Source organism: Chitinophaga sp. (assembly GCF_036569185.1).
GTDB lineage: Bacteria > Bacteroidota > Bacteroidia > Chitinophagales > Chitinophagaceae > Chitinophaga.
In genome coordinates this window covers 54,270-79,235 of record NZ_DATCRD010000026.1, presented here as the reverse complement: position 1 = coordinate 79,235, position 24,966 = coordinate 54,270, and the positions used below count along the sequence as shown (strand labels likewise).

Sequence of the window (24,966 nt, the reverse complement as noted above, 5' to 3'; positions counted from 1 at the left end):
TCGCGGTAGCGTGGATTTTTAACAAGTACTTCTTTTATATACTTTCTTGACAGGTCATATTGTTTGGTAAGCATATACAACCGCGCGAGCAACAGCTGCTGGTCAATGAAATCCGGCTGCGCTTTCAATGCCTGCTGCGATAAGCTGATGGCTTTATCGTAGTGTTTTTGTTTGGTTTCCTGAACTGCCTGGTTATACAGGGCTTCTGCATTATTTTTCTGTTTAATGATCTGTGCCTGCATTTGTAATGCACAACACACCAATATTCCGGTTAACAGATGTTTTAATACAGCCATTTAGTTTATCTTTTATAAGTTTATTTTTTCTTTCCAAATCCCTGTCTCTGCATATTTCCCCAGGATGATTTTTTCCCTGTGAGAAAGAACCAGTAACCCCGTAATGCAAAGAACACAATTAACGGATGATAGATCAGCGGTTCAAAAAAAGCCATGAGCGACAATGAAATTACTTCCCGCCAGGTTTTATAATAACCATATGTAAGCTGGTCCCAGCAAATAGCCAACGTAGAGATCATTACGGAGAACAGGTATACAAACAGCAGCAATATAAGCGCATAAGGCCAGTTCACCTGGTGTGTAATGATCAGGTAGATATAATAGAGGATGCCTGTAAATTCAATGACTGGCGCCAGGAACTCAAAGAACAGGTTATAAGGCAATACCACCAGCCCGAGTTTTTTATAACGGGGATTGAAAATAATTTTCCGGTGAATGGTAATGATCTCCGCCAGGCCCCGGCCCCAGCGGGTGCGCTGGCGGCTGAACACTTTCATGTTGGGCGGTCCTTCCGTCCAGCATTGGGTAGTAGGAATATAACGGATAGCATATTTCAGCTTGTTATCGATCATGTAAGCGCACATACGGGTAACAATATCCATATCTTCCGCAAAGGAAGCATGGTCGTAACCGCCGGCTTTGATGGCAACTTCTTTATCGAACAGTCCCAGTCCGCCGGAAACATTAGGCACACTGTTCATCATGCTCCATCCCATTTTTCCCAGTACGTAGGCCCGGATGTATTCCATTTCCTGGAAGCGGGGCAATACTTTTTCGGGGGGGCGTACCCGTATGATTACCCCTTCATCAATTTCGGTGGAGTTGGCAATACGGAGCGTAGCGCCGGTAGCTATTACCTGGCGGCTGTCTTCCACCACATGCACATAACCACATTGAGGACAGGGTTCTCCGATCTCCCTGGTTTTCTTATGCTCTTCATCCATAAACGGCTTGATCATCCGCAGCAGCGTATCTTTTTCGATGATACAATCCACATCCGTATTCAGGAAATAATCGAATGAAGCGGCGTTGATGCCCGCATTGGCGGCATCAGCCTTACTCTTACCATTTACTTTGTCTACCACCAGCAGTTTGTCGTAGGCAGTATTGGTAGATTTAAAGAGTTGTCGCACCGGCTGGGTAACAATTCTTTCATTATAGGCAAAATCCACCGGCACCAGTTCAAATTCACGGATCAGTTTTTCCAGGGTATCGTCGGTACTGCCATCGTTAACGATAATCACTTCATAACGTGTATAGTTCAGCGTTAGCAGCGACCGTACATTCATGATAATGGTAACGCTTTCATTATAAGCAGGCGCTATTACGGAAATACCCGGTGTAAGGGGCGAATCCAGGAGGTGGGTATAGTCAGTGAAGCTGCTCTTTTTACGGAAGCGGATAATGCCACGGTAAGACATATACGCCAGTAAGGCATACATGCACAGCAGGATACAACCATATATAAATACGCCGCCTTCAAAAAATGTTCTGAGCATAGCACGCAGTTTTCTTTATTTTTTCTTCTTCCCAAATCCCTGTCGCTGCATATTTCCCCAGGTGCTTTTTTTCCCGGTGAGGAAATAATAATATCCCCGCAGGGAAAAAAATACGATGAGGGGATGGTATAGTAAAAACTCCATAAAGGGTGTCAGGCATAAATAGGCGACTTCCCACCATTTCTTATAATAGCCGAAAGAGAGCTGATCCCATAATATGGATATGGTAGTGATCATAACGGCGTATGTATATACGAAAAGCAGCAGCAGCAGGGCGTAGGGCCAATTTACCTGGCCGGTTACTCCCAGGTATATATAAATCAGTATACCGCTGAATTCTATTAAGGGCGCCAACAGTTCAAAGAAGAAGTTAAAAGGAAATACGATCAGTCCCATTTTCCCATAACGGGGATTCATAAACATGCTGAAATGCGCATACATAAGCTGGGCAAGCCCGCGCGCCCAGCGGGTACGTTGGCGGCTGAATATTTTTACAGAAGATGGTCCTTCCGTCCAGCACAGTGTTTTGGGAATATATCTTACTGCATAGTTGATCTGGTTGTCGTGTGCATAGCGGCACATGCGGGTAAGCAATTCCATATCTTCCCCGAAAGAACTGTGGTCGTAGCCTCCGCACCAGGTGGCCACTTCCTTATCGAACAGTCCCAGTCCGCCGGATACGTTGGGCACACAGTTAATATAGCTCCATCCCATTTTCCCCAGTACAAAGGAGCGGATATATTCCACTTCCTGGAAGCGGGGGAGCAGTTGCCGGGGGGGCCGCATACGGATCAGCACTCCTTCGTCGAACTCCGATGAGTTGGCAATACGCAGGGTAGCGCCTACCGCAATTACCCGGTTCTTTTGTTCCTGCATTACAGGTAAGGCCAGTTCCAGCAGGGTATCTTTGTGCAGGATGCAATCCACATCGGTACAAACAAAATACTTAAAGGTGGCGATATTGATGCCTGCGTTTACAGCATCGGCCTTGCTTTTACCATTCACCTTGTCGATTACCAGCAGGGAAGAGTAGGCGGGGTTGGTGGATTTATAGATTTTCCGCACGGGTTGCGTCAGGATCCTGGCGTTGTAGGCAAAGTCCACTGCTACCATATTGAATTCGGCGATCAGCTGTTCCATGGTATTATCTGTACTGCCATCATTGATAATGATGATCTCATAACGGGGATAGTTGAGGGTAAGCAGCGACCGCACATTGGAAATAATGGTAAGTCCTTCATTAAAGGCAGGGGCGAGGATGGTAAGTCCCGGCGCCATTGGAGAACTGGCCAGTATATCCAGCTGGTGTTGGGTATCCTTCCTGGTATAATAACGTATCGCCAGCATGGATAGCAGGGCCAGCAGGGCGTATACCAGTAATAAAACCAGTCCGTATATGAAAAGGGTGTTTTCGTATACTATGCCAAGCCATGATAAGATGCCCTCCATCAGTACTTAATTAAAGGATTCATACAATGTTTGAGTATCAGCAGGTTTTCGCGGTTGGCGGTGGCCAGCAGTTCCTGGATGACGGCGCTGGCTACCCAATCGTTTTTTACGAGCGATTTTGCCGCAGCTTTACGAAGGTCGAAGTTGGTAGAATGCAGGAATTCCTGCTTCAGGAAATCCACCTGTTTCCCGCTGCTGATGCGGCCTATCGCCTTCAGGATCTCAATCTGGCATTGCAATGGCTGGCTGCTGTACATGGCGATCAGCTTGTCTTCCACATCCGGCACTTTCAGTTTACCAAGACAGTTAATAGCATCTGCACGCAGGTAGTGGTCTTTAGTGTCCAGCAGCTTTATTACGGCGGGTACTGCGGGTAACTGGTTATAGTGTATAATCAGTTTGAGACAGAAGGATACCACGCTTTTATTGGAGGAGTAGGTGATCCAGCGGGCAAAGTTGGGGATGGAAATATCCTCTGTGGTGGTAATGATCCGGAACAGTTCTACCTGGTCCCACATTAACAGCGGGTCTGTTACCACGTCAAAAAATTTGAAGGGCTCATTTTTACTGAGTTTGATATAGGCATGGCGGGCTGCTGCCCGTAATTCACGGTTACGGCTATTGGTTAGCGGCAGGAGGGTAACATCTGCCACAGGGATATCCATATCGATGAATTCAGTCAATGCCCGCACCTTCCTGGCCCATTTAGACGATTTCATCTGTTTCATGGTGTCTTTACTCAGCTCCAGTTGTATATACAGGTTCCGCAGCAGGTGACCGGCATTGCCCCTCACATTACGGCGGAAATGGATAATACGGTCGGTGGTAGCCTGCCTGGCCCATTTCTTATGTAAAGGCAGTTCTCCGAAGCCATCCAGGTTCAGCTGGATCTGGCTGGCCGGTGTACCGGCCGCTACTTCCGGGTGGGCCATTATTTCATCAATGATCAGGTTATCGATCTTTGGAAGGAGATAATCCAGTCGTTTCCGGCGTTGATAACCAAGGAACCGGCTTCTTAAAATAGAAAAATAAGCCAGCAGGGTTACCAGCACGGTTATAATAATGAATATCATTGCCAGCCTGATGGCCAGCGGCGCTTCTCTGAATGTATTAAGGACCGGGTCCAGGAAGGCAGGAATGGATATCTCGAACATGCAGCTATTTATTCTTCATTAACAATCTTTTGACCCTGATCAGTAATTCTGCGGGTATGATGGGTTTCTTCAGAAAATCGTCGGCTCCAAGTTTAAAGCCTTCCATGATCATATCTTCATTACCGGCATTGGAAACGATAATTACCGGGATAGGTGAAGGCTGGCTTTTGACCCTGCTGAGTATTTCGAAGCCGTTGGCATATGGCATCATAATGTCTGTAATGATCAGGTCATAACCATAATTGGCCGTTTCCAGCTTTTCAAATGCTTCTTTCCCGTTAGATACATGGTCAAGTTCATACTCTGCAGAAGAGAGGATTCTCGCCACTATTTTTGGCATTATCTCGTCATCTTCTACTAACAAAATTTTACTCATCGTGGCTGCATTTAAACCGCTAAACAAGGCAGTCGCCCGATTGTTCGTTCAGCGGAGGTGATTTTTATTATAATTTAAAAGAGCTTTTCATAACGGTACCGGAAATAACGTCATACAGATATATACTTTAAAAATAAAGGAACAGTTTTTCATAGAAAAAAAACAAATAGTTACATTACGGTTAAACTGATTTTATTGCTCTCCTGCAAAGATATGAATATGAGTGCATTTAGGTATTTTTGCGTTAATATTGAGGAATTACTCTTATATGAAGCTTTCAATAGTTAACAGGCTGTACCTCGGTTTTTCCGTTGTAGTACTACTCGTTCTGCTTGGTGGTTTTTTAACATGGCAAACGTTTACTGAACAAACAGAAGAGGCGGGCTGGGTACAGCACACCTATCGGGTGCTTAATAATTCGGAAAGGGTACAGCGTTTACTGTTTGATATGGAAGCTTCGCGCAGGGGCTTTCGCAGCACCTTTAATAAAGAATTCCTGCAGCCTTATGAACTGGCGCTGCCAAAAGTTGCTCCTGCGGTGAACGACCTGCGTACTATGGTGGCCGACAATCCCGCACAGGTGAAAAACGTAGATTCCCTGGAAAATGACATCAATGCTCTGCTCAGCTACTGGAATGAGCTGGATCATATTTTAGTGCAACAACGCTTTGAACAGAATGTGGGTATTACGCAGCGGGAAACCCGGCTGATGGATAATGTGCGCGCAAAAATCGGGATAGTGAACGGGGAGGAACGGCGATTGCTGTCGCTTCGGGAAGATGTGAAAAAAAGCACTTTTACAAAAGCGGTAAAAACGCTGCTGATCAATAACGCCTTTATCCTACTCGTAGGTTTTATCCTTATGAGGGTTACCTATGCTGAGTTCAGGCGCCGTGTGGGGGCACAGCAGGAACTAAACAGGAAACTGGATGAAGTGGTAGAGATCAACGCTGCTGCCAATGAAAAGAACTGGATGCTCACGGGGGTAAATGATATGAATGATAGTTTGCAGGGAGTGAATAACCGTGATGAACTGGTACGTAAATGCCTGCATACGCTTACCGGTTTTGCAGACTTTACCGCCGGCGCCTTTTATTGTTATGATGAAACGCATCATGACCTTCGTTTATATGCCTCCGTTAGTATGCCGTCTTCGATCCCGCAGGCGGTGCCGCTGAATGAAGGTTTTCTTGGTACTGCCGTATCGGGAAAGGATATCCTGGTTATCCGGGACGTGCCTGCCGGCTACTGGCAGTTAAGCTCGGCCAGCGGCCATGTGCAGCCAGGCTCACTGGTAATGGTGCCGTTGTGGACAGAGAATGAATTGCTGGGGGTTATTGAACTGGCATCTTTCCGGGAAGCAACCCCACTGCAATTGAGATTGCTTGAGGTGCTGTCAAAAGATATAGCCGTTGCCGTTAATGCGGCCAATGCCCGTGAAAAGGTATTGCACCTGCTGCAACAGGTGCAGGAGCAAAAGGAGATCCTGATCAGCCAGCAGGAAGAATTACGGCAATCCAACGAAGAACTGAGCCGGCAATCGGAAATACTGCAGGCATCTGAAGAGGAACTTAAAGTGCAGGACGAAGAGCTGCGCCAGGTAAATGCGGAAATAACAGAAAAGAATAAAGACCTGGAAGCCGCCAGGAGCGCACTTTCCTTAAAGGCTACCGAACTGGAAGCCAGCAGCCGGTATAAATCAGAATTTCTTGCCAATATGTCGCACGAGCTGAGAACACCACTGAACAGCGTACTTATACTGGCGAAGATGTTGCAGGAGAATAAGGACAATAATCTCACAGAAAAACAAACAGAGTATGCAGGGATTATCTATAAATCCGGTTCCGACCTGTTGCACCTGATCAATGATGTACTGGACCTGTCAAAAATAGAGGCAGGCAAAGTGGAGATGGTGTTTGAAGAAGTACCGCTGCAGAGTATTGCAGATGATCTGTCGGATCTGTTCGATGTATTGTCGCAGGAAAAGGGCATTTCCTTTGTTAAAAATATAGCGCCGGATGTTCCGGCCGTGATCCGCACCGATAAGCTCCGCCTCTTACAGGTGATCCGTAATCTTTTATCCAACGCCTTTAAATTTACCCCTAAAGGTGGCGTTATCAATCTTTCATGGTATATGAGCGCCCCCGGTATGATTGGAATCAGTGTATCGGACACCGGTCCCGGTATACCTGCCGATAAGCAGGAACTGATCTTTAACGCATTTCACCAGGGAGATGGAAGCACTAACCGGAAATATGGAGGCACCGGGCTGGGACTGAGTATCAGCAGGGAGCTGATGCAGCTGTTGCATGGAGCATTGCGCCTTGATAACAGCAGTGCTTCGGGAAGCACGTTCACGATTGTTTTGCCCGTTGATTTCAATGTAACCACGATAACACCGGCTATACCTGCAGAAGATGCGCTCCTCCCGGTGCAGTCGCCTGCTGTCATTAATGACGACCGTGATAACCTCAGCAGGCAGGACAAACTGATCCTGATTATTGAAGATGATATTCATTTTGCAGATATCCTCCGTGATTTTGCACGAAATAAGGGGTTTAAAACCATTGTGGCGCACAACGGGCAGGATGGACTTGCTTATGCCCGTAAATTCCTGCCGGTGGCCATTATCCTGGATATGAACCTGCCGGTAATTGATGGCAGCAGCATTCTCAGGATACTGAGAAGCAGTGAAGAGCTGAGTAAGATCCTTGTGCATGTGGTAACAGGAGCGGATATACAAGCTATTAAGGAAGATAACATACATGGCTATACGAGGAAACCGCTGGAACTGAAAGACCTGGAAACGTTGTTTGGCGACATCAGCGCACAATTGCAGGCGCAGTTGAAAAAAGTGCTGCTGGTATCAGTGGGCCCACTCAGCGGCGGCAAGGCCCTGGAAGCAATAAGCGCAGAAAGGAACCTGGGCACCAGGTATGATATTGCACCAGGCATCCATGAAGCGCAGGCGTTCCTGGAAGGCGCCAGGTATGATGCTGTGATTGTGGAAATAGGAAAAGACCTCCGGGCAGGAGTGCAACAACTGGAATTGCTGACGCAGATCCCTGAAGCTGGTAACATCCCCTTTATTGTGTACCTGGACCAGGACATTACCGGTAATGAAGAACAAATGCTGAAGAGATATGCTTCCGCGATTGTAAGGAATTCAACGCATGCTACCGACAGGCTGATGGATGAACTGGAACTGTTCCTTTATAAGCTGCAAAGGAAAACAGAGAGCGAAAATACGGATATTAACCCGACGGATGGCCATCTTTCCGGTAAAACAGTGCTGCTGGCAGACGATGATATGCGCAATGTTTTTTCTATCAGCGCGCTGCTGGAAGAGGAGGGTATTTCCGTGCTTACCGCTGCCGATGGCCGGGAAGCCCTGGAGGTACTGCACCGTCATCCTGCTATTGACCTGGTGCTGATGGATATTATGATGCCCGAGATGGATGGCTACGAAGCTATGAAACAGATCAGGGCAGATGCGCGGTTCCTGCAATTGCCGGTGATTGCGCTTACAGCAAAGGCAATGGCGGGCGACCGGCAAAAGTGTATGGAAGCAGGGGCATCAGACTATATTGCCAAACCGGTGGATAACTTCAAATTATTATCCCTGCTACAGGTTTGGTTGTCATAAAAGCATATGGTAGAGGAAATCAGCCATACAGATTTTACAGAACTGTTAAGGATCATCCAGCAGCGTTATGGATACGACTTTACAGATTACTCAGCGGCTTCCCTCAAACGCCGCTTCAGCCGTTTTACGGGGTTTGCAGGAGTGCACAGTACTTTTGAACTGAAGCACCGGCTTTTAAATGAAGAGCCGTTTTTCCGGGAAATGGTGCGTTATATTACTGTGAACGTTACGGAAATGTTTCGCGATCCGTCTTTTTACAAAGTATTGAGAGAACAGGTGCTGCCGCGACTGGCATCTTACCCGATTATTAAAATATGGCATGCCGGCTGTTCAACCGGGGAGGAAGTATATTCTATGGCTATTCTGATGGAGGAAGCCGGACTGCTGGACCGTTGCAGGATTTATGCCACGGATATCAATGAGGGGAACCTGGAGCAGGCGGAAAGCGGGGTTATTGCACTGAAGGATATGAAAGAATATACCGCCAATTATATGCAATCCGGCGGTATCAGCGATTTTTCCAACTACTATACCGCACATTACGATAAGGCGATTATCCGTCCGTTTTTGCGACGCAATATTATTTTCTTTCAGCATAACCTGGTAACAGACCAGGTGTTTAATGAATTTCAGCTTATCTGCTGCCGGAACGTTTTTATTTATTTTAACAGGGCGCTGCAAAGCCGTGTGGTAAAGTTGTTTTATGAAAGCTTAACTTCGCTGGGCTACCTGGCATTAGGCATTAAAGAATCGTTATTATACAATGATGAACGGGCAAAATTTGAAACTGTAAACCTGGCCAATAAAATTTTCAGACGTAAAATGTAATGGCCACTCCCGAGTCATATAAAATCCTTGTTATTGGCGGTTCAGCTGGTAGTATGCCTGTCCTGACCGCATTGATAAAGGAACTGCCCGTACCGTTTCCTATGCCGGTAGTAATTGTTATTCACCGGTTGAAAAATGTGCAGAGTGAGCTCAGCGCCCTGCTGTCCGCAGAGCAGAAGATTACAGAGCCCGATGATAAAGATTCATTATTACCCGGACATATCTATCTTGCCCCTCAGAATTATCATTTGCTTATAGAAGCCGATGGAACCATTTCGCTGGATTACTCGGAACCCGTAAATTTCAGCCGGCCTGCTATTGACGTAAGTTTTGACAGTGCGGTGGAAGCCTTTGGCAAAAAGACGCTGGCCATACTACTTAGTGGCGCCAACAAGGACGGCGCAGCTGGGATTTGCCGTATAGCCGGGTCCGGTGGCATGGCAATTGTACAGGATCCCCTCACGGCAGCGTTCAGTACAATGCCCCGTGCAGCCCTGAACCAGTGTACAGGCCTGCACACTATGACAGTAAACGAAATGATCCGTTACTTAAGAAATATCAGTACGAAAATAAACACCGAGAAATGAAGCAGCGCAAACCAAAAACCTTTACAATACTGCTGGTAGACGATAAACCGGAAAACCTGGTATCATTAGAGCATATGCTGGAAGGCGATAACCGGGTGATCTTAAAAGCCGGTTCCGGAAATGAAGCACTGAAAACAACACTCCGGCAGGATGATATAGGGCTTATTATGCTGGATGTACAAATGCCCGATATGGACGGTTATGAGGTGGCACGTCTTCTTCAGACAAATCCGAAAACAAAAAATATCTCTATCATCTTTGTAACAGCCATCAACAAAGACGAACAATACGTGATGCGCGGCTTTGAGGAAGGAGCGGTTGATTACCTGTCAAAACCGCTGGACGTAAATGTAACCCGTGCCAAGGTGAGCGTGTTTGAAAAGCTCTACCACTACCAGTATGAGCTGAAAGAAGCCATGACGGAGAAGGAGAAGGTAAACAAACAGCTGGAACGTTTTATGTATGTAGTGGCGCACGACCTGAAATCGCCATTGTCTGGCGCTATAGGACTGCTGGCGCTGATCAATGAAGATGAGCGTATACAAAATGCGCCGGATCTGAAAGAGTACATGAAAATTGTTTTAGGCGCTACCAATCACCTTACGGAAATGATTACATCCATGCTGGAGTATACCCGGCAAAGCGATGTGGAACAAACCATTGAAGAAGTGAATGTACATGAACTGATAGCGCAACTATCAAAACTGTTGTTCCCTCCCGCCAACATCCGTATTGATACGGAGGGCGCTATGCCGGTGCTGCTCACTAATAAACTGAAGCTGCAACAGGTGTTTCAGAACCTCATCTCCAATGCCATCAAGTATAATGACAAGAAAGAAGGCGTAATTACTATTGGAGGAACGGATAAGGGAGAGTTCTATGAATTTTATGTAAAAGATAATGGCCCGGGTGTTGCAAAACGTGATACTGACCGTATCTTCAGGCTGTTTGAACGGTTGGATAACGACGGGCGGGGCGAGGGTACCGGCATCGGTCTTAATATATTCAAGCTGTTGGTAGAAGAACAGGGAGGTAAGGTATGGGTAGATTCCCAGCCGGGCGAAGGCAGTACTTTTTACTTCCTGTGGCGACAGGGTTACTGATCACCCTTCTCAAAGATCCATAACCTGCCGCTCACCTGTTGGGTGCTAACAGGTAAACATGATACCAGCAATGTATTATGCTCCAGTTCCCAGGTCCAATTACGGATGGAGTTTTCGGGGGAAGAAAACAATTGCATCGCTTCTTTATCAATTGCCGCTATATTAGCCGCTTTATTCCGCAGCTGCATCATGGCATCCGAAAGTACGGCAGGGAGCTGTTCTCCGGGGCCGGACAGTCCAAGGAGGGTAGCGCCTTCCTGGTTTACCCATCCCGAAAATCCATCATTGTTAATGAACACCAGCGCATGCGGGATAGTATGCAGGATAGCGGCAAACCGGATGGCCACCCGCTGAAAGTAGATCTGCTGCTGGGATTGCACCAGTATCTCTTTCAGCCGTAAACGGATCGTTTCCATACAATCCAGGAAACCGGCATCAAAGGATGGCGACTCACTCCAGCCTAAAATAAGAAGGCTGTTATTCGGACTGGTATTCACCGGCATAATAACAGCAGACGATAGCGCCGGCATTATTTCTTTGAACACATTGTCTTTCGCCGGCGGAACTACACGCCAGTAGATGGTTTTAAAGCCATTTGCATACAACAGCTTTTTGATGGGCTCCGGGTTCAGCACCATCTCGTTCAGATGAAGGGGCGACGCGCATTTGACCTTAGCGGTTTCTTCGTCTTCAAATTCCAGTTGCAATGCGATATCCGCTTCCAACAGGTTTTTCACCAGGGAAATACTGAAGGCAAGGAAGGAGGAGATATGTTTTTCCTTATCCCATTTGCTGGTCTGGTTGATAAAATTCAAAGCTTTACGCTCCCAGTTACTCACAAGTATGCAATTAAAAAGATGAATTAAAGAAACGATTGAATGGCAGCTATTACCTCCTCCGGCGCCGAGATATGTGGAAAATGCCCTTCTGTTTCCACTTTGATGCGCCGGCTGTTAGGGATATGCGCCTCCAGGTATTCGCTCACTACAGCAGGTACAGCAATGTCGTTGGCCGTTTGCACCACCAATACGGGCAAAGTTACTTTGGACAGTACTTCCCGGTAGTCAAGATAAAAGATGGCTTTGGCTACCTGGATGGCAATGTCAGGACGGATATTTTCCAGCGAGCGGGCAAAGGAGGCGGCCAGTTCCGGCCTGTCTTCATTCCGCATAGCCAGCTTTGAAAAACCTGCCGCCCATGCATGGTAGTTGGCTTCCATTGCTTCAAAGAGGCTATTTAGCGCATGATGATCAAATCCACCGGTGTAGCCGTCTTTCGGATCATCCAGGTAGCGCGGGCTGGAGCCCAGCAGTACCAGTTTATCTATTATACCGGGATAGTGAACACTGGCGAGCAAGCCTGTAATGCCGCTTACTGAATGTCCTATAAAGGTTACTGAGCGAAGATCAAGTGCCTGTATGATATCAGCGGCATCCGTGACATAGCCATGGATAGACTCATAACGTTTTGGGCTATACGCTTTTTTATCCGCCTTGCCGCCACCTGCATTATCAAACAATACGATTTTATAGTCATGTTCAAATGAGGGAATCACCTTTGAAAAAGAAGTCTGGTCAATGCCAAATCCATGGGCAAAAACAAGCGTCTGCGGGCTGTCAGGATTACCGGTAACATGGATATTGTTTCTTTGAATGATGTCCATACTGCAACTGATATTTGAAATGATGAACTATAGCTGGTGAAAAGGTTATCCTGAGAAGCCGGATTTCTCCGGGGTGATTTATATGCCTGGAGCCACTGGCCGGGAATGTCACAATTTTCAAATATAACTAATTCCATCGAACTACGCGGAAGTTGTCCGGAGCGGATTTTGTCTTGGAACACTGATTACGCTGATTATAAAGATTACGCTGAGTTTTTTTGGATTTTTGAAGGATGGATATAGCGGGTATACTTCCCTCAATTTTAATTATTATCCAATTCAAAAAAAATAAAATCAAGGTAATCATTATAATCAGCGTAATCAGTGTTCCAAGACAAAATTCGCCTAATTCACTATCTTTGCGCCTTACAAAAAAAGGCATTATGACCCTGCAGCAAAAAGCATTTCTGTTTGACCTGAACGGTACTATGATCAATGATATGGAATATCACCTGGAAGGCTGGTATAACATGTTAAACAAGCTGGGCGCCAATCTTCCCAGGGAAATTGTAAGAAGCCATATGTACGGCAAAAATGAAGAATTGTTGGTACGTGTGTTCGGGAAAGATCATTTTACGGCTCAACAGATGGAGAAAATTGCCCATGAGAAAGAGGTCCTGTACCAGGAGGCTTTCAGGCCCCACCTGGAGCTGATTGCCGGGTTGCCTGCCTTCCTGGAGAAAGCAGCTGCTGCAGGCATTCCTATGGCGATAGGCTCTGCAGCCAATACTTTCAATATCAATTATGTGCTCGATAACCTGCATATCCGCCACTACCTGAAGGCAATTGTGAGTGCGGACGATGTAACCACCAGCAAGCCGGATCCGGAAGTTTTCCTCAAATGTGCGTCGGAATTAGGCGTATCGCCTGCCAATTGCATTGTATTTGAAGATGCGCCAAAAGGGGTGGAAGCTGCGCAGAATGCGGGTATGGAGGCCATTGTATTAACCACCATGCATACACGGGAAGAGTTTGCCGCCTACAGCAATATCAGGGCTTTTGTGGCTGATTATACCGATCCGGTGTTACAACAGCTGTTCGCATAAAGAAGGAATATTTCAATATAATTTCCAAATGTCGGCAGTGTACCATAAATTGCCGGGTTATATAAATAATTGCTGGTATGACACGTTATTCAGGGCAATCAAGAATGCTGGTAGCAGTTGACTGCATCATTTTCGGTTTCGACGGGGAAGAGCTCAAGCTGTTGCTGATCAAGCGCGGGTTTGAACCGCAGAAGAATAAATGGAGCCTGATGGGCGGATTTGTGCAGGCTGACGAAAGCTTTGAATCGGCTGCTGCGCGGGTATTACGTAAACTCACGGGCCTGGAAGGGGTATATATGGAACAGCTCTTTGCCTTTGGCGAGCCTGCCCGCGACCCGGTGGAACGCACTGTTTCCATCACCTACTTCGCCCTTATCGATATCAATCAGTACAAGCTGCAGATGAACGATGAGTATCATGCCGAATGGATTGCACTGGATAAACTGCCCGACCTCATCTTTGACCATACCGAAATGGTGAAGATGGCCCAGGAAAAGCTTCGTTATAAAGCGGCTATACATCCTATCCTTTTTGAGCTGTTGCCGCTGAAATTCACGATTCCACAGTTACAGCTGCTGTATGAAGCAGTGTATGACGTTACTTTCGATAAACGTAACTTCAGCCGCAAGGTATTGTCTACCGGCCTGCTGATCAAACAAAAGGATAAAGACAGGCTCAGCTCCAAGCGCGGCGCTTTTTACTTCAAGCTGGACAAGCGCAAGTACAACGCCAAGTTCAATGCTTTCCTGAATTTTGTGACAGATCCCGGCAACCTACGGTAGGTCTATCCAGATAGTCCCCTTCACCGGCGTATAGTTCAGCATCATATTCTCCTGGCTTTCGGGCCCCATCTGTGCAGCATCCTGGAACTTGGTACCAATGGGCGAAATGGCGCTCAGGAAGCCGATATCACCATCCGGGAAGGCCGGCGCAGTATTATTGTTGGCCGCCCCTGCCGGCGCCTGTGGCCGGAACACCTGTAAAAAAGTACCTTCTTTACCTGTATAAAAGGTGAACGCCTGTTCCTTTGTATAAAAAGTAGCCTGGTATACATTGGCATGATAACCTTTAAACTCCGGGTATTCCCAGCTTTCCCCGGTTACTGTATTGTTATAGGCTTTATACCAGCTGCCAAACAACTGGCCCTGCAGCCTGTTCTTCCACACCCGGTAAGGACCTTCACCGGTCCACGATAGTCCGGTTACCTTTTCTTCCGGGTAGCGGAATGTAATCCCGCTAAAGGCAGTTGCCCCTTTGATGCTATAGCTGTAATCCAGTTGTACCGGGACGCCCGGTTTGAAAATCCATTTAACATGAAGAAAACCATTGCCTTCGTACCGGGCGGCGATGAAATAACCGCTGGAGTCGGTACCGGAGCTGAACGCTTTCAGTTCCTGGGAAATGCCTGCCAGTACAGGGCCTCCGCTTAATGAGATCCTGCCTTTGGGCGTACGGATCTGCAACAGCTGCCCGGTAGTGCGACTGAAATAATAGGTACTTGTGCCATTGTTCACGGAAAGGGTATCATGATCCGTTACTATATCCAGCCGGCCGTTTATTCCCGGGAACTGCCGCACTACATGGGAAGGCGGTTGCAGCGGCCAGCTGCGGGTAATGATACTACGCCCGTAGCTGTCTTCTACACTAACATATAAAGCGTCAGCCTCCTGCCAGCCGTTGGGAAGTGACAGTTCCAGGAAGCCTTTGGTATGAGGCGCCAGATCCGGTGCAGTGATGCTGCCGGAGGTAATAGTGTCTGTTTTATAGTTTTTCCCGGGAGATGTAAACCGCAGCAGCTGCCACGTAAACCGGCACCGGGACAATGGCGTATAGTCGTAACGGTTCTCCACCGGGATACGGCCATTGAAGGTGTTGGGGTTTATAACGGGCAGGGATATATGTACCGGCGACCAGATCTGGCGAATGGCATAGAAGCTGCCCTCTTTTTCACGATGGGGGCCTACAATGCCATCCGGGGCGTGGTTGCCATCAGTGTCGATGATGCCGTTTTTATCCCTGCGTACCAGTCCTTCGTCACTGAACGCCCACAGGAACCCGCCGGCGCAGCGGGGATGCTGCAGCATGCGGTCCCAGAAATCGGCCAGGCCGGCACCCATGCCTCCATCGTAGAGGCCATGCATAAATTCGGTGGGCATATAAATATCCTGGTCGTAAAGACTTGAATTAACGATATAGTTGAAGTTGGGATAATGTTTGGTGTCTATACCTCCGTATCTTTCCCAGGGATGCAGTACCGGGCGCAGCTGCGGGTCGTACAGGTGATAGTCGCCATCCAGGGCGCGGTTAAAACCTCCTTCGTTGCCATTGTCCCATGCAATGATGGAAGGATGGTTTACATCACGCTCCACCAACTCCTTCACGAGCTTGCGGCCTACTACGGTATCGTATGCCGCCTGCCAGCCGGTAAGCTCATCCAGTACAAAGAGGCCCAGGGAATCGCATACATCCAGGAAGTGCTCATCCGGTGGGTAGTGAGACATGCGCACAGCGTTCATGTTCATATCTTTCATAAGGTTCACATCCAGGATGCTGAGGGCTTTGCTGAGCGTGCGTCCCGTTTCAGGCCATGCGCTGTGGCGGTTCACGCCTTTCAGTATTACTTTGGTATCGTTTACGTATATGCCATCCCGTGGTCTTATTTCAATGGTTCTGAAACCAAAGGGTTGAGTGATGCGGTGTATGGTTTGGTGATCTTTTTTAATTTCCACCACTGCCAGGTAGCGGTTGGGAAACTCCGCGCTCCAGGGGGCAGGTTGATTAATTTGTTGCCGCAACGTATAGGCGGCAGCGTGATGGGCGGCAGCAGGTACTGTTACAGCGGGCTGAACAGGCTTCCCTTCCATAGTTACTACCTGTGCGCTGAGTGAATATCCTTCCGGCAAAGGGGAAGTGGACACCTGCGCTGTAAAAAGTCCTTTAGCGGTGGCATTAATAGCTACCTGGTTAATATGGATCAGTGGCTTTACCTCCAGGAACACCGGCCTGTAAATACCACCAAGGATCCAGAAATCACCATTTCTTTCCGCCCGGTTTACTCCTGCATTTGCCGACATTTTGCTCACCTTTACTTCCAGGAGGTTGCTGCCATTCTTCAATAATTTGCTGATATCATACCTGAACCGGTAAAAGCCGCCCTGGTGTACGTCGCCTGCAAGGTGGCCGTTTATTTTTACCTCCGCGTCGGTCATCACGCCATCAAAAACAATATTCACCTGCCGCTCGCGCCAGTTGGCCGGTGCTGTGAAACGGTAACGGTAAAGCCCTGTTTCATCGGCTTTAACTTTATCATGGCCATAATTATAGCTGCCGAATCCCTGTTGTTCCCAGTTGGATGGAACGGGAATAGTGGTCCACTTTCCGCTGCGTTGCCCACCGGAACAACGGAAATCCCAGTTAACAGTATGGTCTTTATCTGTACCTGAAAGGTAGATGTATCTTGTTTCCTGTGCGAATGCTGTGTGCAGGCATAACATGCCCGCGAGCAGCAATACCATTCTTGCTGACATAACCGGAATTTTAAAATGCCTTTAAAAATATAAAAAAGAAGCGGATTTTGTCTGACGCGGATTTTGTCTGACTCAGGATTACGCTGATTTTACTGATTTTACTGATTTGTTTGATTTGATCATGTATGATTTTAAAGGATTCGGGAAGATATAGGCGGATAAAGTGAATCGCCTTCGGCGATATGGATTTTGTCTTGGAACACTGATTACACTGATTATAATGATTATACTTTTTAGATTTTGTTGAATTTGAATAAAAAAGAAAGGGAGATAGAAGCATTATTTGCTTTTATCTCCCTAAAATTTTTAATCCTTTAAAAATCAAAAAAATAAAATCAAATTAATCATTATAATCAGCGTAATCAGTGTTCCAAGACAAAATCCGCGGCGCACCAGCATTACTTACCAAAGCAAGTGAGCATCTTGTGGAACATCTCGTTGTTTTCATACACGCCGCGGAACAGGTTGGAGTTGGGACCGTAGGCAAATACCATTACGGGGATGCCGGTATGGTCGTTGGTAGCGAAATGGCCACGTAAAGTGCCCTGGGCGATATCCCCATCCATCAGGGCGAGGCCGCCGGTTTCATGATCGGCGGTAACGATCACCGTGGTTTGTTTGTCCTGGTCGGCAAAGCGGAGGGCTTCTCCCACGGCTTCATCAAAGTCGAGCATTTCCCGTACCAGGTAGTCCAGGTCGTTGGAGTGGCCGCCATGGTCTATACGGGAACCTTCTACCATCAGGAAAAATCCTTTGCCGGAAGCATTGAGTTGCTGTAATGCTTTTTTCAGCGCGGTTTTCAGGTAGTTGCCCCGGCCATTGCGCATAGAGCTGACTACTTTGCTGCTCAGGACCACCAGGGTACGGTTTTTCGTAGTGGCGTCCCAGTTATCCAGGCTATCGTAAATGCGGATGCCCGAGGAGGCTGGTTGGCGGCCAAAATCTTTTTCCAGTTGTTCCCTGCCGCCGCCTACGGCAAGATCCAGCTTGCTACCCAGCAATTGTTTTTCCAGTGTATAGGTGCTGTCACGGTCGGCAGTATGGCCATAGAAAGAAGCCGGTGTGGCGCCGGTAATTTCTTCCGTTACTATAACGCCGCTTCGGATGCCTTTAGGGGCAAGTATTTCAGGGATGACAGGGATGGGCACGTAGGTATTGTCCAGCCCGATGGCGCGGTTATGTGTTTTCACGCCAGTGCCCATGGCAGAGCCGCCTGCGGCAGAGTCGGTGTGGTAATTATCGGTCGATTGGGTTTTGGACAAACCCAGCTGTTTCATCTGGAATATATTCAACGCGCCTTTGTTGGCAGTATAGCCGGAAAACATCTCTGCGAGGCCGGTACCGTCGCCTATCATCAGGATCACATTTTTTGAGCGCACCTGTGTGGCATCTGAGGCAAAGGTGGGAGTGTATACTTCATGCAGGGGCATGTTGGAGGCGGTAGTGCGACTGGTATTATGGAGCACATCATACAATTCTTCCGGGTGGTCTGTACCGATCCAGTCGGCTCCCAGGTCCATCAGTTTGTAGTAGGTAGACTTGGTAGAAGGGGCGCCCCAGAAGCGGAAGGGATGTCCCTGCTGGTGCACTTTGCTGATCACGGCTTTTACTTTTTCCAGTTCATCCGGCACCAGTGTGCCTTTGCCGTTCCAGTGGCTGTAGGAGTGAAAATCCACGCTCACCATGGCAATGCGTTGCTGTAACGCTGCCGGGTATACGCTGTCGGGCCGGCCATCGAAAAAGAAGATAGGATCATACTTCTGCCAATCTTCCATAGGTGGCAGGTTGCCGGATATCACCAGTTTTACGGCGGATGGATTGGTATTGCGGTCAAAATAATTCCGGTAAGGTAGCAGCAGTTCCTGTAATGCCTGCAGGGTAGGAGTGCCGGCTGTTTTCAGGTCAATCAGCAACTGCATGGGCGCATTGCCTTCGTAGGGTTTGCCGTTGTAAAGGGAAAACTGCCGGAGCACTGGTTGCAGGTACATTTCCTTAAATGTGCGGAACGGTTGTATGGCAGTAGCATCATGCGCTACATATAAAACGCCGTTTTTAAGGTGCACATCTGCTTCAATAGATCCGAATTGCAGGGCAGCCGCTGCATAAAAAGGAGTGGCCCGCTCATAGTCGTTATGGGAGTGGGCCTGGGCCATCGTATACTGTTTTATTTGTGCAGATGCCCCGGCGGCCATCATTACACCGGATAAAAAGAACAGTGCTTTTTTCATTGTATGGTAAAAGATAGTTTTAAAGTTTCAGCGGGCAAAGGTGGTATAATCCTGTTAGCATGCAGCACCGTCCTTGTTTATCTTTATGTTAATTCCCGGTTGAAAAAATCGATTTAGTCAATACTTCCGGCATCATATCTTATTTACGCGGTAAGGAAAGTGGAATAAAGGAAAATGAAAAAACAGGTTAAACGTTGCCTGCGGGCAATAAAATTTGATGTGAGGAGCCCTGTGGCGTCAGAGCGTTCGCCAGTTCTGCACCAGTTCTTTCAGCTGGTTTTGTCCTTCCGGCCATTCACCCAGCCCGGATTCGCTGTTAATATGGCCTTTGGCGCCTGCATTTACAAAGCGGCTTTCCCAGTGCCGGGCAAAGAAAGCAGCCCTTTCCAGCGAGCAGTAGGGATCATTGGTGCTGGCAACAATAATACTTTCAAAGGGCAGTTTAACCAAAGGGATAGGCGTAAAGCCGGTGGCTTCCGGCGGGAAACCGGGCCTTTCTGCATCCGCCGGCGCTACCAGTAATGCGCCGCGTATCTTCCTGCCGGTTTGGCCAGCCCAGTGGGCCAACGCAATACAAGCCAGGCTGTGTGCAGCTATTACCACCTGCGGTCCGGCTTCGGCGACTGCTTTCTCTATTTGTGCTACCCAGTTGGCACATACCGGCGCATCCCAATCTGATTGCTCAATCCGTTTTGTTCCTGCTATAGACTGTTCCCATAGGGTCTGCCAGTGTAAATCACCGGAGCTCCCCAGCCCTGGCGCGGTCAGTACTTTAATTTCCATGACTTAGAGGCGTTGTGTCTTGAAAGGTAATAAAGAATCATCAAATAAGAAATTAAGCGGATGACGGAAGGGTGGACAATCAAAAAAATAGCCGGAGCTAAAAAGCACCGGCAACAGGTAACAACCAAAACAGCATTGATTAATACTGAGTATCCTGATTATTTATGATATATGTTATCGTTTTTATCATCTCTTCAAAAAAAACTATTAAAAGGCCCGGCAGGGAGATCCCCACCGGGGGCCATAATGTGGATTTTTAAAATACAAAACCCTTGCGCTTGAACAGCCGGAGATGATGCCTATTGCCACTCACGGCACCAGCGTCAGTTCATTGTTGTTCAGCCTGATAATATGATAAGTCGCGTTATTACCCCGGCAGGTATCTGAGCCGTTTATCCTAACCGTTTGCGTAAATGATCCCTGGATGGTAACGCCTTTATATATGTATGATTGTAAAATTTGTGTTGGGTGGTACCTCTGCATTTTCAAAACGTGTTACTTCAAAACGTGTTAAAACAAAAGTAAAGGGAGGTCATGAATCAGAGGGTACGGGTATGTTTTAGATATGGGGCGATTATGTTAAACCTGGTATCCTGAAGGTAGCAAATTGATTCAGGTAAGGATATTAAATGTTACACAACAAAATATCTTAAAACGGATATAAAAAAGGAAAGGTCGAAAGAATTCGACCTTTATTGCTAAAATTCCACGTTATGGCACTCAGGTCCATAAAAAGTTAATCAGCTAAAAATCCGGCATGCCGGTATATGATAAATGATATTTGCGGTTTTATGGGGATAGCCTGCTTCTTGCTATACAAAAGTAGGTGAAGGTAAAACGATTGTCAAGAAATTAGCAAACAATATTTAAAAAAAGATTAAAATCACCCCGGGACCTTATTTTTTTCTGCGGCTGGATAATTTCAGGAGAATGGGTTATAATCTTTAAAGATTATTGAGTACTTTTTTTGCCAATTCTGAAAATTCATGAAACGTATTACTTTATGTATGATGCTGTTGGCAGGAATGGGAATGACCGCTATTGCACAGCAACCGCCCGCAAAGGGGGGCACTGTAACGCTCGATTATTATTACAACAGCGAGTTCAGAAAGGATAAAGCCGGCAACCCGGAGAGGTGGCATTACATCTGGGGGGAAACAGATAACGGGGGAGTGTCGCTCTGGGGGCATATTTTCGACTCCCTGGGGGTAAAAAGGGATAGCCTGTTAACGGCGCCCACCGCGGCCAACCTGAAAAATACCGGTATCTACATTATAATTGATCCCGATACGGAAAAGGAGTCGCCCCGGCCTAACTATATGAATGAAAAGAGCGCCCGTACCATTTATGAATGGGTAAAAGCAGGCGGAGTGTTGGTATTGCTGGAGAACGATTCGGCCAATGCCGAATTTGAGCACTTTAACCTGCTGAGCGGGAAATTTGGTATTCATTTTAACGGGGATAGCCGTAACCGGGTGCAAGGGAGGAACTTTGAACAGGGCACTTTCCACATCCCTGCAGGGCATGAAATATTTTCTGCAGGAAGACAGGTATATATCAAGGAACTATCTACCTTAACCCTGAAAGCGCCTGCACGGGCGGTTTACAAAGACGGCGACCATGTGATTATGGCGGTGGCGGAAGTTGGAAGGGGAAAGGTATTTGCCGTTGGCGACCCCTGGTTTTATAACGAATATGTGGCTGGAAAGATCCTGCCGGCATCTTTCCAGAACTATGAAGCCGCCACAGACCTGGCTCAGTGGCTGATTAAAGCCGCCAATCGCTAACTGTTCAGGAAATTGATATTTCTCCGGATACCTTCAAATTTACTGCGCTTAAGAGGGGAATGACGGAAGATGTTTTTAAAGGCTTCTTCCGTCAGTTCTTCCCAGTCGCGGGTAGAAAAATCAAGGATGGCTGGCAGAGGCGTGAATGCCGCTTCCCGGTTGGCTTTGGAGAACCTGTTCCAGGGGCATACATCCTGGCAGGTATCACAGCCAAACATCCAGTTATCAAATTGTCCCTTCATTTTATCAGGGATCAGCTGTTCTTTCAGCTCTATGGTAAAATAAGAAATACACTTGCTGCCATCCACCAGGCCGGGCGCTACCAGCGCCTCTGTGGGGCAGGCGTCCAGGCAGCGGGTGCAGGAGCCGCAGTAATCGGCCACAGGCCCGTCATATTCCAGTTCAATATCAGTGATCAGTGTGGCAATAAAGAAGAAGGAGCCCGCCTGTTTATGGATCAGGTTCCCGTTTTTACCCACCCAGCCTAACCCGCTGCGGGCGGCCCAGGCCCGCTCCAGTACCGGCGCAGAGTCTACAAAGCCCCGGCCCTGCACAGGGCCGATACGTTCCTGCATCCGCAGCAGCATCGTTTTCAGTCGCGCCCTGATCACCTCATGATAGTCCTGGCCATAAGCATATTTGGAGATACGCGGGGCATCGGAGCGTTGCTGTTCGGAAGGAAAGTAGTTAAACAGCAGCGTGATCACCGACCTGGCGCCGTCTACCAGTTTGCGTGGATCTATCCTTTTATCGAAATGATTTTCCATATACTGCATGCTGCCATGCATTCCTTTATTCAGCCATGCTTCCAGCCGGCGCGCATCGTCGTCCAGCTGTTCCGCTTTCGCAATGCCGCAATGGTCGAATCCTAATTCCTTCGCCAGCTCTTTTATGAATAAAGTATGGGTCATCCGGGCAAAATTAGCATATTATTTATATCTTAGCCCCGCATATATATCCCATATGCCCGTTAACTGTATGCGCTATACCTTTGTTTTGCTGGCCCTTGTTGCCGGCTGTTTGTTCGCCCTTTCCACCTTTGCCCAGGATGGAAGCAAGATGAAATTTGGTAAGGTTTCCAAAGAAGAATTTGATGTTAAAAGATCAGAGAAGGATACCGGCGCGCACGCTATCATCCTGTCTGAGATCGGTTCTTCCATTTTTGAGTCGGATGGAAATGATCTGCGCCTGGTGTATAAAGTACACCGCCGTATCAAAATTATGGACAAGAACGGTTATGATGTGGCCACTGTCCGGGTACCCATCTACAAATCAGGCACATCAGAAGAAAAACTGCTCAACCTGAAAGCTACTGCCTATAACCTTGAGAACGGGGAAATAGTGGAAACGAAAATGGAGAGCAAAAATGTATTCAATGATAAGCAGGATAAGAACCTGCTCGTAAAAAAGTTTACCCTGCCCGCAGTAAAGGAGGGCACTATCATTGAATACGTTTATACTATTGCCTCGCCCTATTACCGGCATCTGCGCGCCTGGAATTTCCAGGGGCAGTATCCCCGGTTGTGGAGCGAGTACAGCGTGGCAATTCCCGAGTATTTCGACTATATGCTGATCCCACAGGGATATGAGCCATACGTGGTTAAAACCAAAACATTTTCCCGCTCCACCTTTACCTTCCGTAATGAATCGAGCGGATCCACCGGTCCGTCTAACCTCGTAACTGTTACGCCTTCTATAACAACTTACAAATGGGCATTGAAGGATGTGCCGCCGATTAATGAAGAGAGTTATATCACTACGATCGATAACTATATCAACCGGGTGGAATTCCAGTTATCCGCTTACAACTGGCCGGGAGAGCCCCGCAAGCCGGTACAGAGCACCTGGGAGGAACTGATGAAAGACCTGATGAAGGATGAAGACCTGGGCGGTGTATTGAATGCCAATAATGGTTTCCTTTCCGACCAGGTAACAGAACTGGTAAAAGATGCCAAAACCGATAAGGAGAAAGTACAGAAGATTTATGCCTGGGTACGCGATAATTTTACCTGTACAGATCACAGCGCATTGTGGATGGACAAATCGCTCAAAACCGTGTTTAATTCAAAGAACGGGAATGTGTCTGATATCAATATGCTGCTGGTGGCTATGCTGAAGAAAGCCGGCCTGTTTGCCACGCCGCTGTTGCTGAGCACCCGCGACAATGGATACGTATTCCAGTTTTACCCGCTGTATACTCACTTTAATTACGTGATTGCCGGTGTGAACCTGGGAGAAGAATACATTAAACTGGATGCCTCCAGGCCTCTTTTGGGCTTCGGGAAATTACCGGCGGAGTGTTATAACGGCGCAGCGCGCGCCCTGGATGATTTTGCCACGCCGGTGATACTGGGTGCCGATTCCCTGAAAGAGCAGCAGTTTACCAGTGTGATGCTTGGAAAAATCGAAAATGGCATGATCAGCGGAACTTTTATGCAACGGCCTACTTACTTTGGTTCTTATAAAATAAGAACGAAAGTAAAAGAAGAGAGTGCAGACGAGTTTTTTAAACAGGTGTCAAAATCATATACCGGGGATATAGAACTGGAGAATAAATCGATAGAGGATCTGAAAGAACTGGAATCACCGGTGATGGTGAAGTATGAATTCAAAATGCAGGTGGGCGACGGAGATGTAATATATATCAACCCCCTCCTGTCGGAGGCCTATAAGAGCAACCCCTTTAAGGCAATGGAGCGTAAGTTCCCGGTGGAGATGAACAGCGTATATGATGAAGTTTATTCCTTTAACCTGGAGGTGCCGGACGGGTACGTAGTAGATGAATTACCTAAATCTGCCATGGCCAATTATAATGAAAATGAGGGGCAGTTCCAGTATCTTATCCAGCAAACAGAAAACCGTGTACAGCTGCGTTGCCGTGTAAAATTGAACAGAGCCAATTTTGACCCGGAAGATTATGCCACGCTTCGCGATTTTTACGACCTGGTTGTAAAGAAAGAAGCAGAACAGATTGTCTTAAAAAAGAAAAAGTAA

The 24,966-nt window shown here is 47.4% G+C and carries 19 protein-coding genes; 8 read left to right on the top strand and 11 right to left on the bottom strand.

Features of this window, described 5'->3' with window-relative positions:
• The 5 genes from VIM72_RS02065 to VIM72_RS02045 all read right to left on the bottom strand — a co-directional run.
• On the bottom strand, positions 1 to 296 hold a 296-nt coding region (locus VIM72_RS02065), incomplete at its 3' end, for a tetratricopeptide repeat protein (protein ID WP_332001210.1).
• Between the two features lie 20 nt (positions 297 to 316).
• The gene (locus VIM72_RS02060; protein ID WP_332001209.1) at positions 317 to 1,795 is read right to left on the bottom strand and encodes a glycosyltransferase; all 1,479 of its coding nucleotides are present in this window, start codon (positions 1,793 to 1,795) and stop codon (positions 317 to 319) included.
• A gap of 15 nt (positions 1,796 to 1,810) precedes the next feature.
• The gene (locus VIM72_RS02055) at positions 1,811 to 3,244 is read right to left on the bottom strand and encodes a glycosyltransferase family 2 protein (protein ID WP_332001208.1); all 1,434 of its coding nucleotides are present in this window, start codon (positions 3,242 to 3,244) and stop codon (positions 1,811 to 1,813) included.
• Positions 3,244 to 4,398 (bottom strand): HEAT repeat domain-containing protein, encoded by a 1,155-nt coding sequence (locus VIM72_RS02050; RefSeq protein ID WP_332001207.1) that lies wholly within the window; start codon positions 4,396 to 4,398, stop codon positions 3,244 to 3,246. Before VIM72_RS02050 ends, VIM72_RS02055 begins: the two co-directional genes overlap by 1 nt.
• Positions 4,399 to 4,402: 4 nt before the next feature.
• Positions 4,403 to 4,774: a response regulator transcription factor gene (locus VIM72_RS02045; RefSeq protein ID WP_332001206.1), complete on the bottom strand. Its 372-nt coding sequence runs from the start codon at positions 4,772 to 4,774 to the stop codon at positions 4,403 to 4,405.
• Positions 4,775 to 5,042: 268 nt separating this feature from the next.
• Between VIM72_RS02045 and VIM72_RS02040 the strand changes: the two genes are divergently transcribed.
• Genes VIM72_RS02040 through VIM72_RS02025 form a run of 4 tightly spaced genes read left to right on the top strand, consistent with a single transcriptional unit; the run spans position 5,043 to position 10,938 of the window.
• Positions 5,043 to 8,420 (top strand): response regulator, encoded by a 3,378-nt coding sequence (locus VIM72_RS02040; RefSeq protein ID WP_332001205.1) that lies wholly within the window; start codon positions 5,043 to 5,045, stop codon positions 8,418 to 8,420.
• A 6-nt stretch (positions 8,421 to 8,426) separates the two neighbouring features.
• Positions 8,427 to 9,248 carry a protein-glutamate O-methyltransferase CheR gene (locus VIM72_RS02035; protein ID WP_332001204.1) on the top strand — a complete coding sequence of 274 codons (822 nt, stop codon included), beginning with the start codon at positions 8,427 to 8,429 and terminating at the stop codon, positions 9,246 to 9,248.
• On the top strand, positions 9,248 to 9,835 hold the full coding sequence (locus VIM72_RS02030) for a chemotaxis protein CheB (RefSeq protein WP_332001203.1): 588 nt from the start codon (positions 9,248 to 9,250) through the stop codon (positions 9,833 to 9,835). Before VIM72_RS02035 ends, VIM72_RS02030 begins: the two co-directional genes overlap by 1 nt.
• Positions 9,832 to 10,938, top strand: a complete 1,107-nt coding sequence (locus VIM72_RS02025) for a hybrid sensor histidine kinase/response regulator (RefSeq protein WP_332001202.1) — start codon at positions 9,832 to 9,834, stop codon at positions 10,936 to 10,938. The genes VIM72_RS02030 and VIM72_RS02025 overlap by 4 nt, the downstream gene beginning before the upstream one ends.
• Here the strand turns inward: VIM72_RS02025 and VIM72_RS02020 are convergent.
• On the bottom strand, positions 10,932 to 11,777 hold the full coding sequence (locus tag VIM72_RS02020; RefSeq protein WP_332001201.1) for a hypothetical protein: 846 nt from the start codon (positions 11,775 to 11,777) through the stop codon (positions 10,932 to 10,934). The genes VIM72_RS02025 and VIM72_RS02020 overlap by 7 nt on opposite strands.
• A gap of 23 nt (positions 11,778 to 11,800) precedes the next feature.
• Positions 11,801 to 12,601 carry an alpha/beta hydrolase gene (locus tag VIM72_RS02015; RefSeq protein WP_332001200.1) on the bottom strand — a complete coding sequence of 267 codons (801 nt, stop codon included), beginning with the start codon at positions 12,599 to 12,601 and terminating at the stop codon, positions 11,801 to 11,803.
• Between the two features lie 383 nt (positions 12,602 to 12,984).
• Between VIM72_RS02015 and VIM72_RS02010 the strand changes: the two genes are divergently transcribed.
• Positions 12,985 to 13,647 (top strand): HAD family phosphatase, encoded by a 663-nt coding sequence (locus VIM72_RS02010; RefSeq protein WP_332001199.1) that lies wholly within the window; start codon positions 12,985 to 12,987, stop codon positions 13,645 to 13,647.
• A 77-nt stretch (positions 13,648 to 13,724) separates the two neighbouring features.
• Entirely contained in the window at positions 13,725 to 14,429 is a 705-nt protein-coding gene (locus VIM72_RS02005) for an NUDIX hydrolase (RefSeq protein WP_332001198.1), read from the top strand.
• Here VIM72_RS02005 and VIM72_RS02000 read toward each other — a convergent pair.
• From VIM72_RS02000 to VIM72_RS01990, 3 genes are all read right to left on the bottom strand, one after another.
• Entirely contained in the window at positions 14,421 to 17,174 is a 2,754-nt protein-coding gene (locus VIM72_RS02000) for a glycoside hydrolase family 2 protein (protein ID WP_332001197.1), read from the bottom strand. The two genes, VIM72_RS02005 and VIM72_RS02000, sit on opposite strands and share 9 nt — an antisense overlap.
• 398 nt (positions 17,175 to 17,572) lie before the next feature.
• Complete coding sequence (locus VIM72_RS01995; protein WP_332001196.1) at positions 17,573 to 19,402, bottom strand: alkaline phosphatase; 1,830 nt, start codon at positions 19,400 to 19,402, stop codon at positions 17,573 to 17,575.
• Between the two features lie 237 nt (positions 19,403 to 19,639).
• Entirely contained in the window at positions 19,640 to 20,185 is a 546-nt protein-coding gene (locus tag VIM72_RS01990) for an alpha/beta hydrolase (RefSeq protein WP_332001195.1), read from the bottom strand.
• A gap of 986 nt (positions 20,186 to 21,171) precedes the next feature.
• Between VIM72_RS01990 and VIM72_RS01985 the strand changes: the two genes are divergently transcribed.
• The gene (locus tag VIM72_RS01985; protein ID WP_332001194.1) at positions 21,172 to 21,972 is read left to right on the top strand and encodes a hypothetical protein; all 801 of its coding nucleotides are present in this window, start codon (positions 21,172 to 21,174) and stop codon (positions 21,970 to 21,972) included.
• Here VIM72_RS01985 and queG read toward each other — a convergent pair.
• Positions 21,969 to 22,883, bottom strand: a complete 915-nt coding sequence (gene queG / locus VIM72_RS01980) for a tRNA epoxyqueuosine(34) reductase QueG (protein WP_332001192.1) — start codon at positions 22,881 to 22,883, stop codon at positions 21,969 to 21,971. The two genes, VIM72_RS01985 and queG, sit on opposite strands and share 4 nt — an antisense overlap.
• Positions 22,884 to 22,935: 52 nt before the next feature.
• Between queG and VIM72_RS01975 the strand changes: the two genes are divergently transcribed.
• Complete coding sequence (locus VIM72_RS01975) at positions 22,936 to 24,966, top strand: DUF3857 domain-containing protein (protein WP_332001191.1); 2,031 nt, start codon at positions 22,936 to 22,938, stop codon at positions 24,964 to 24,966.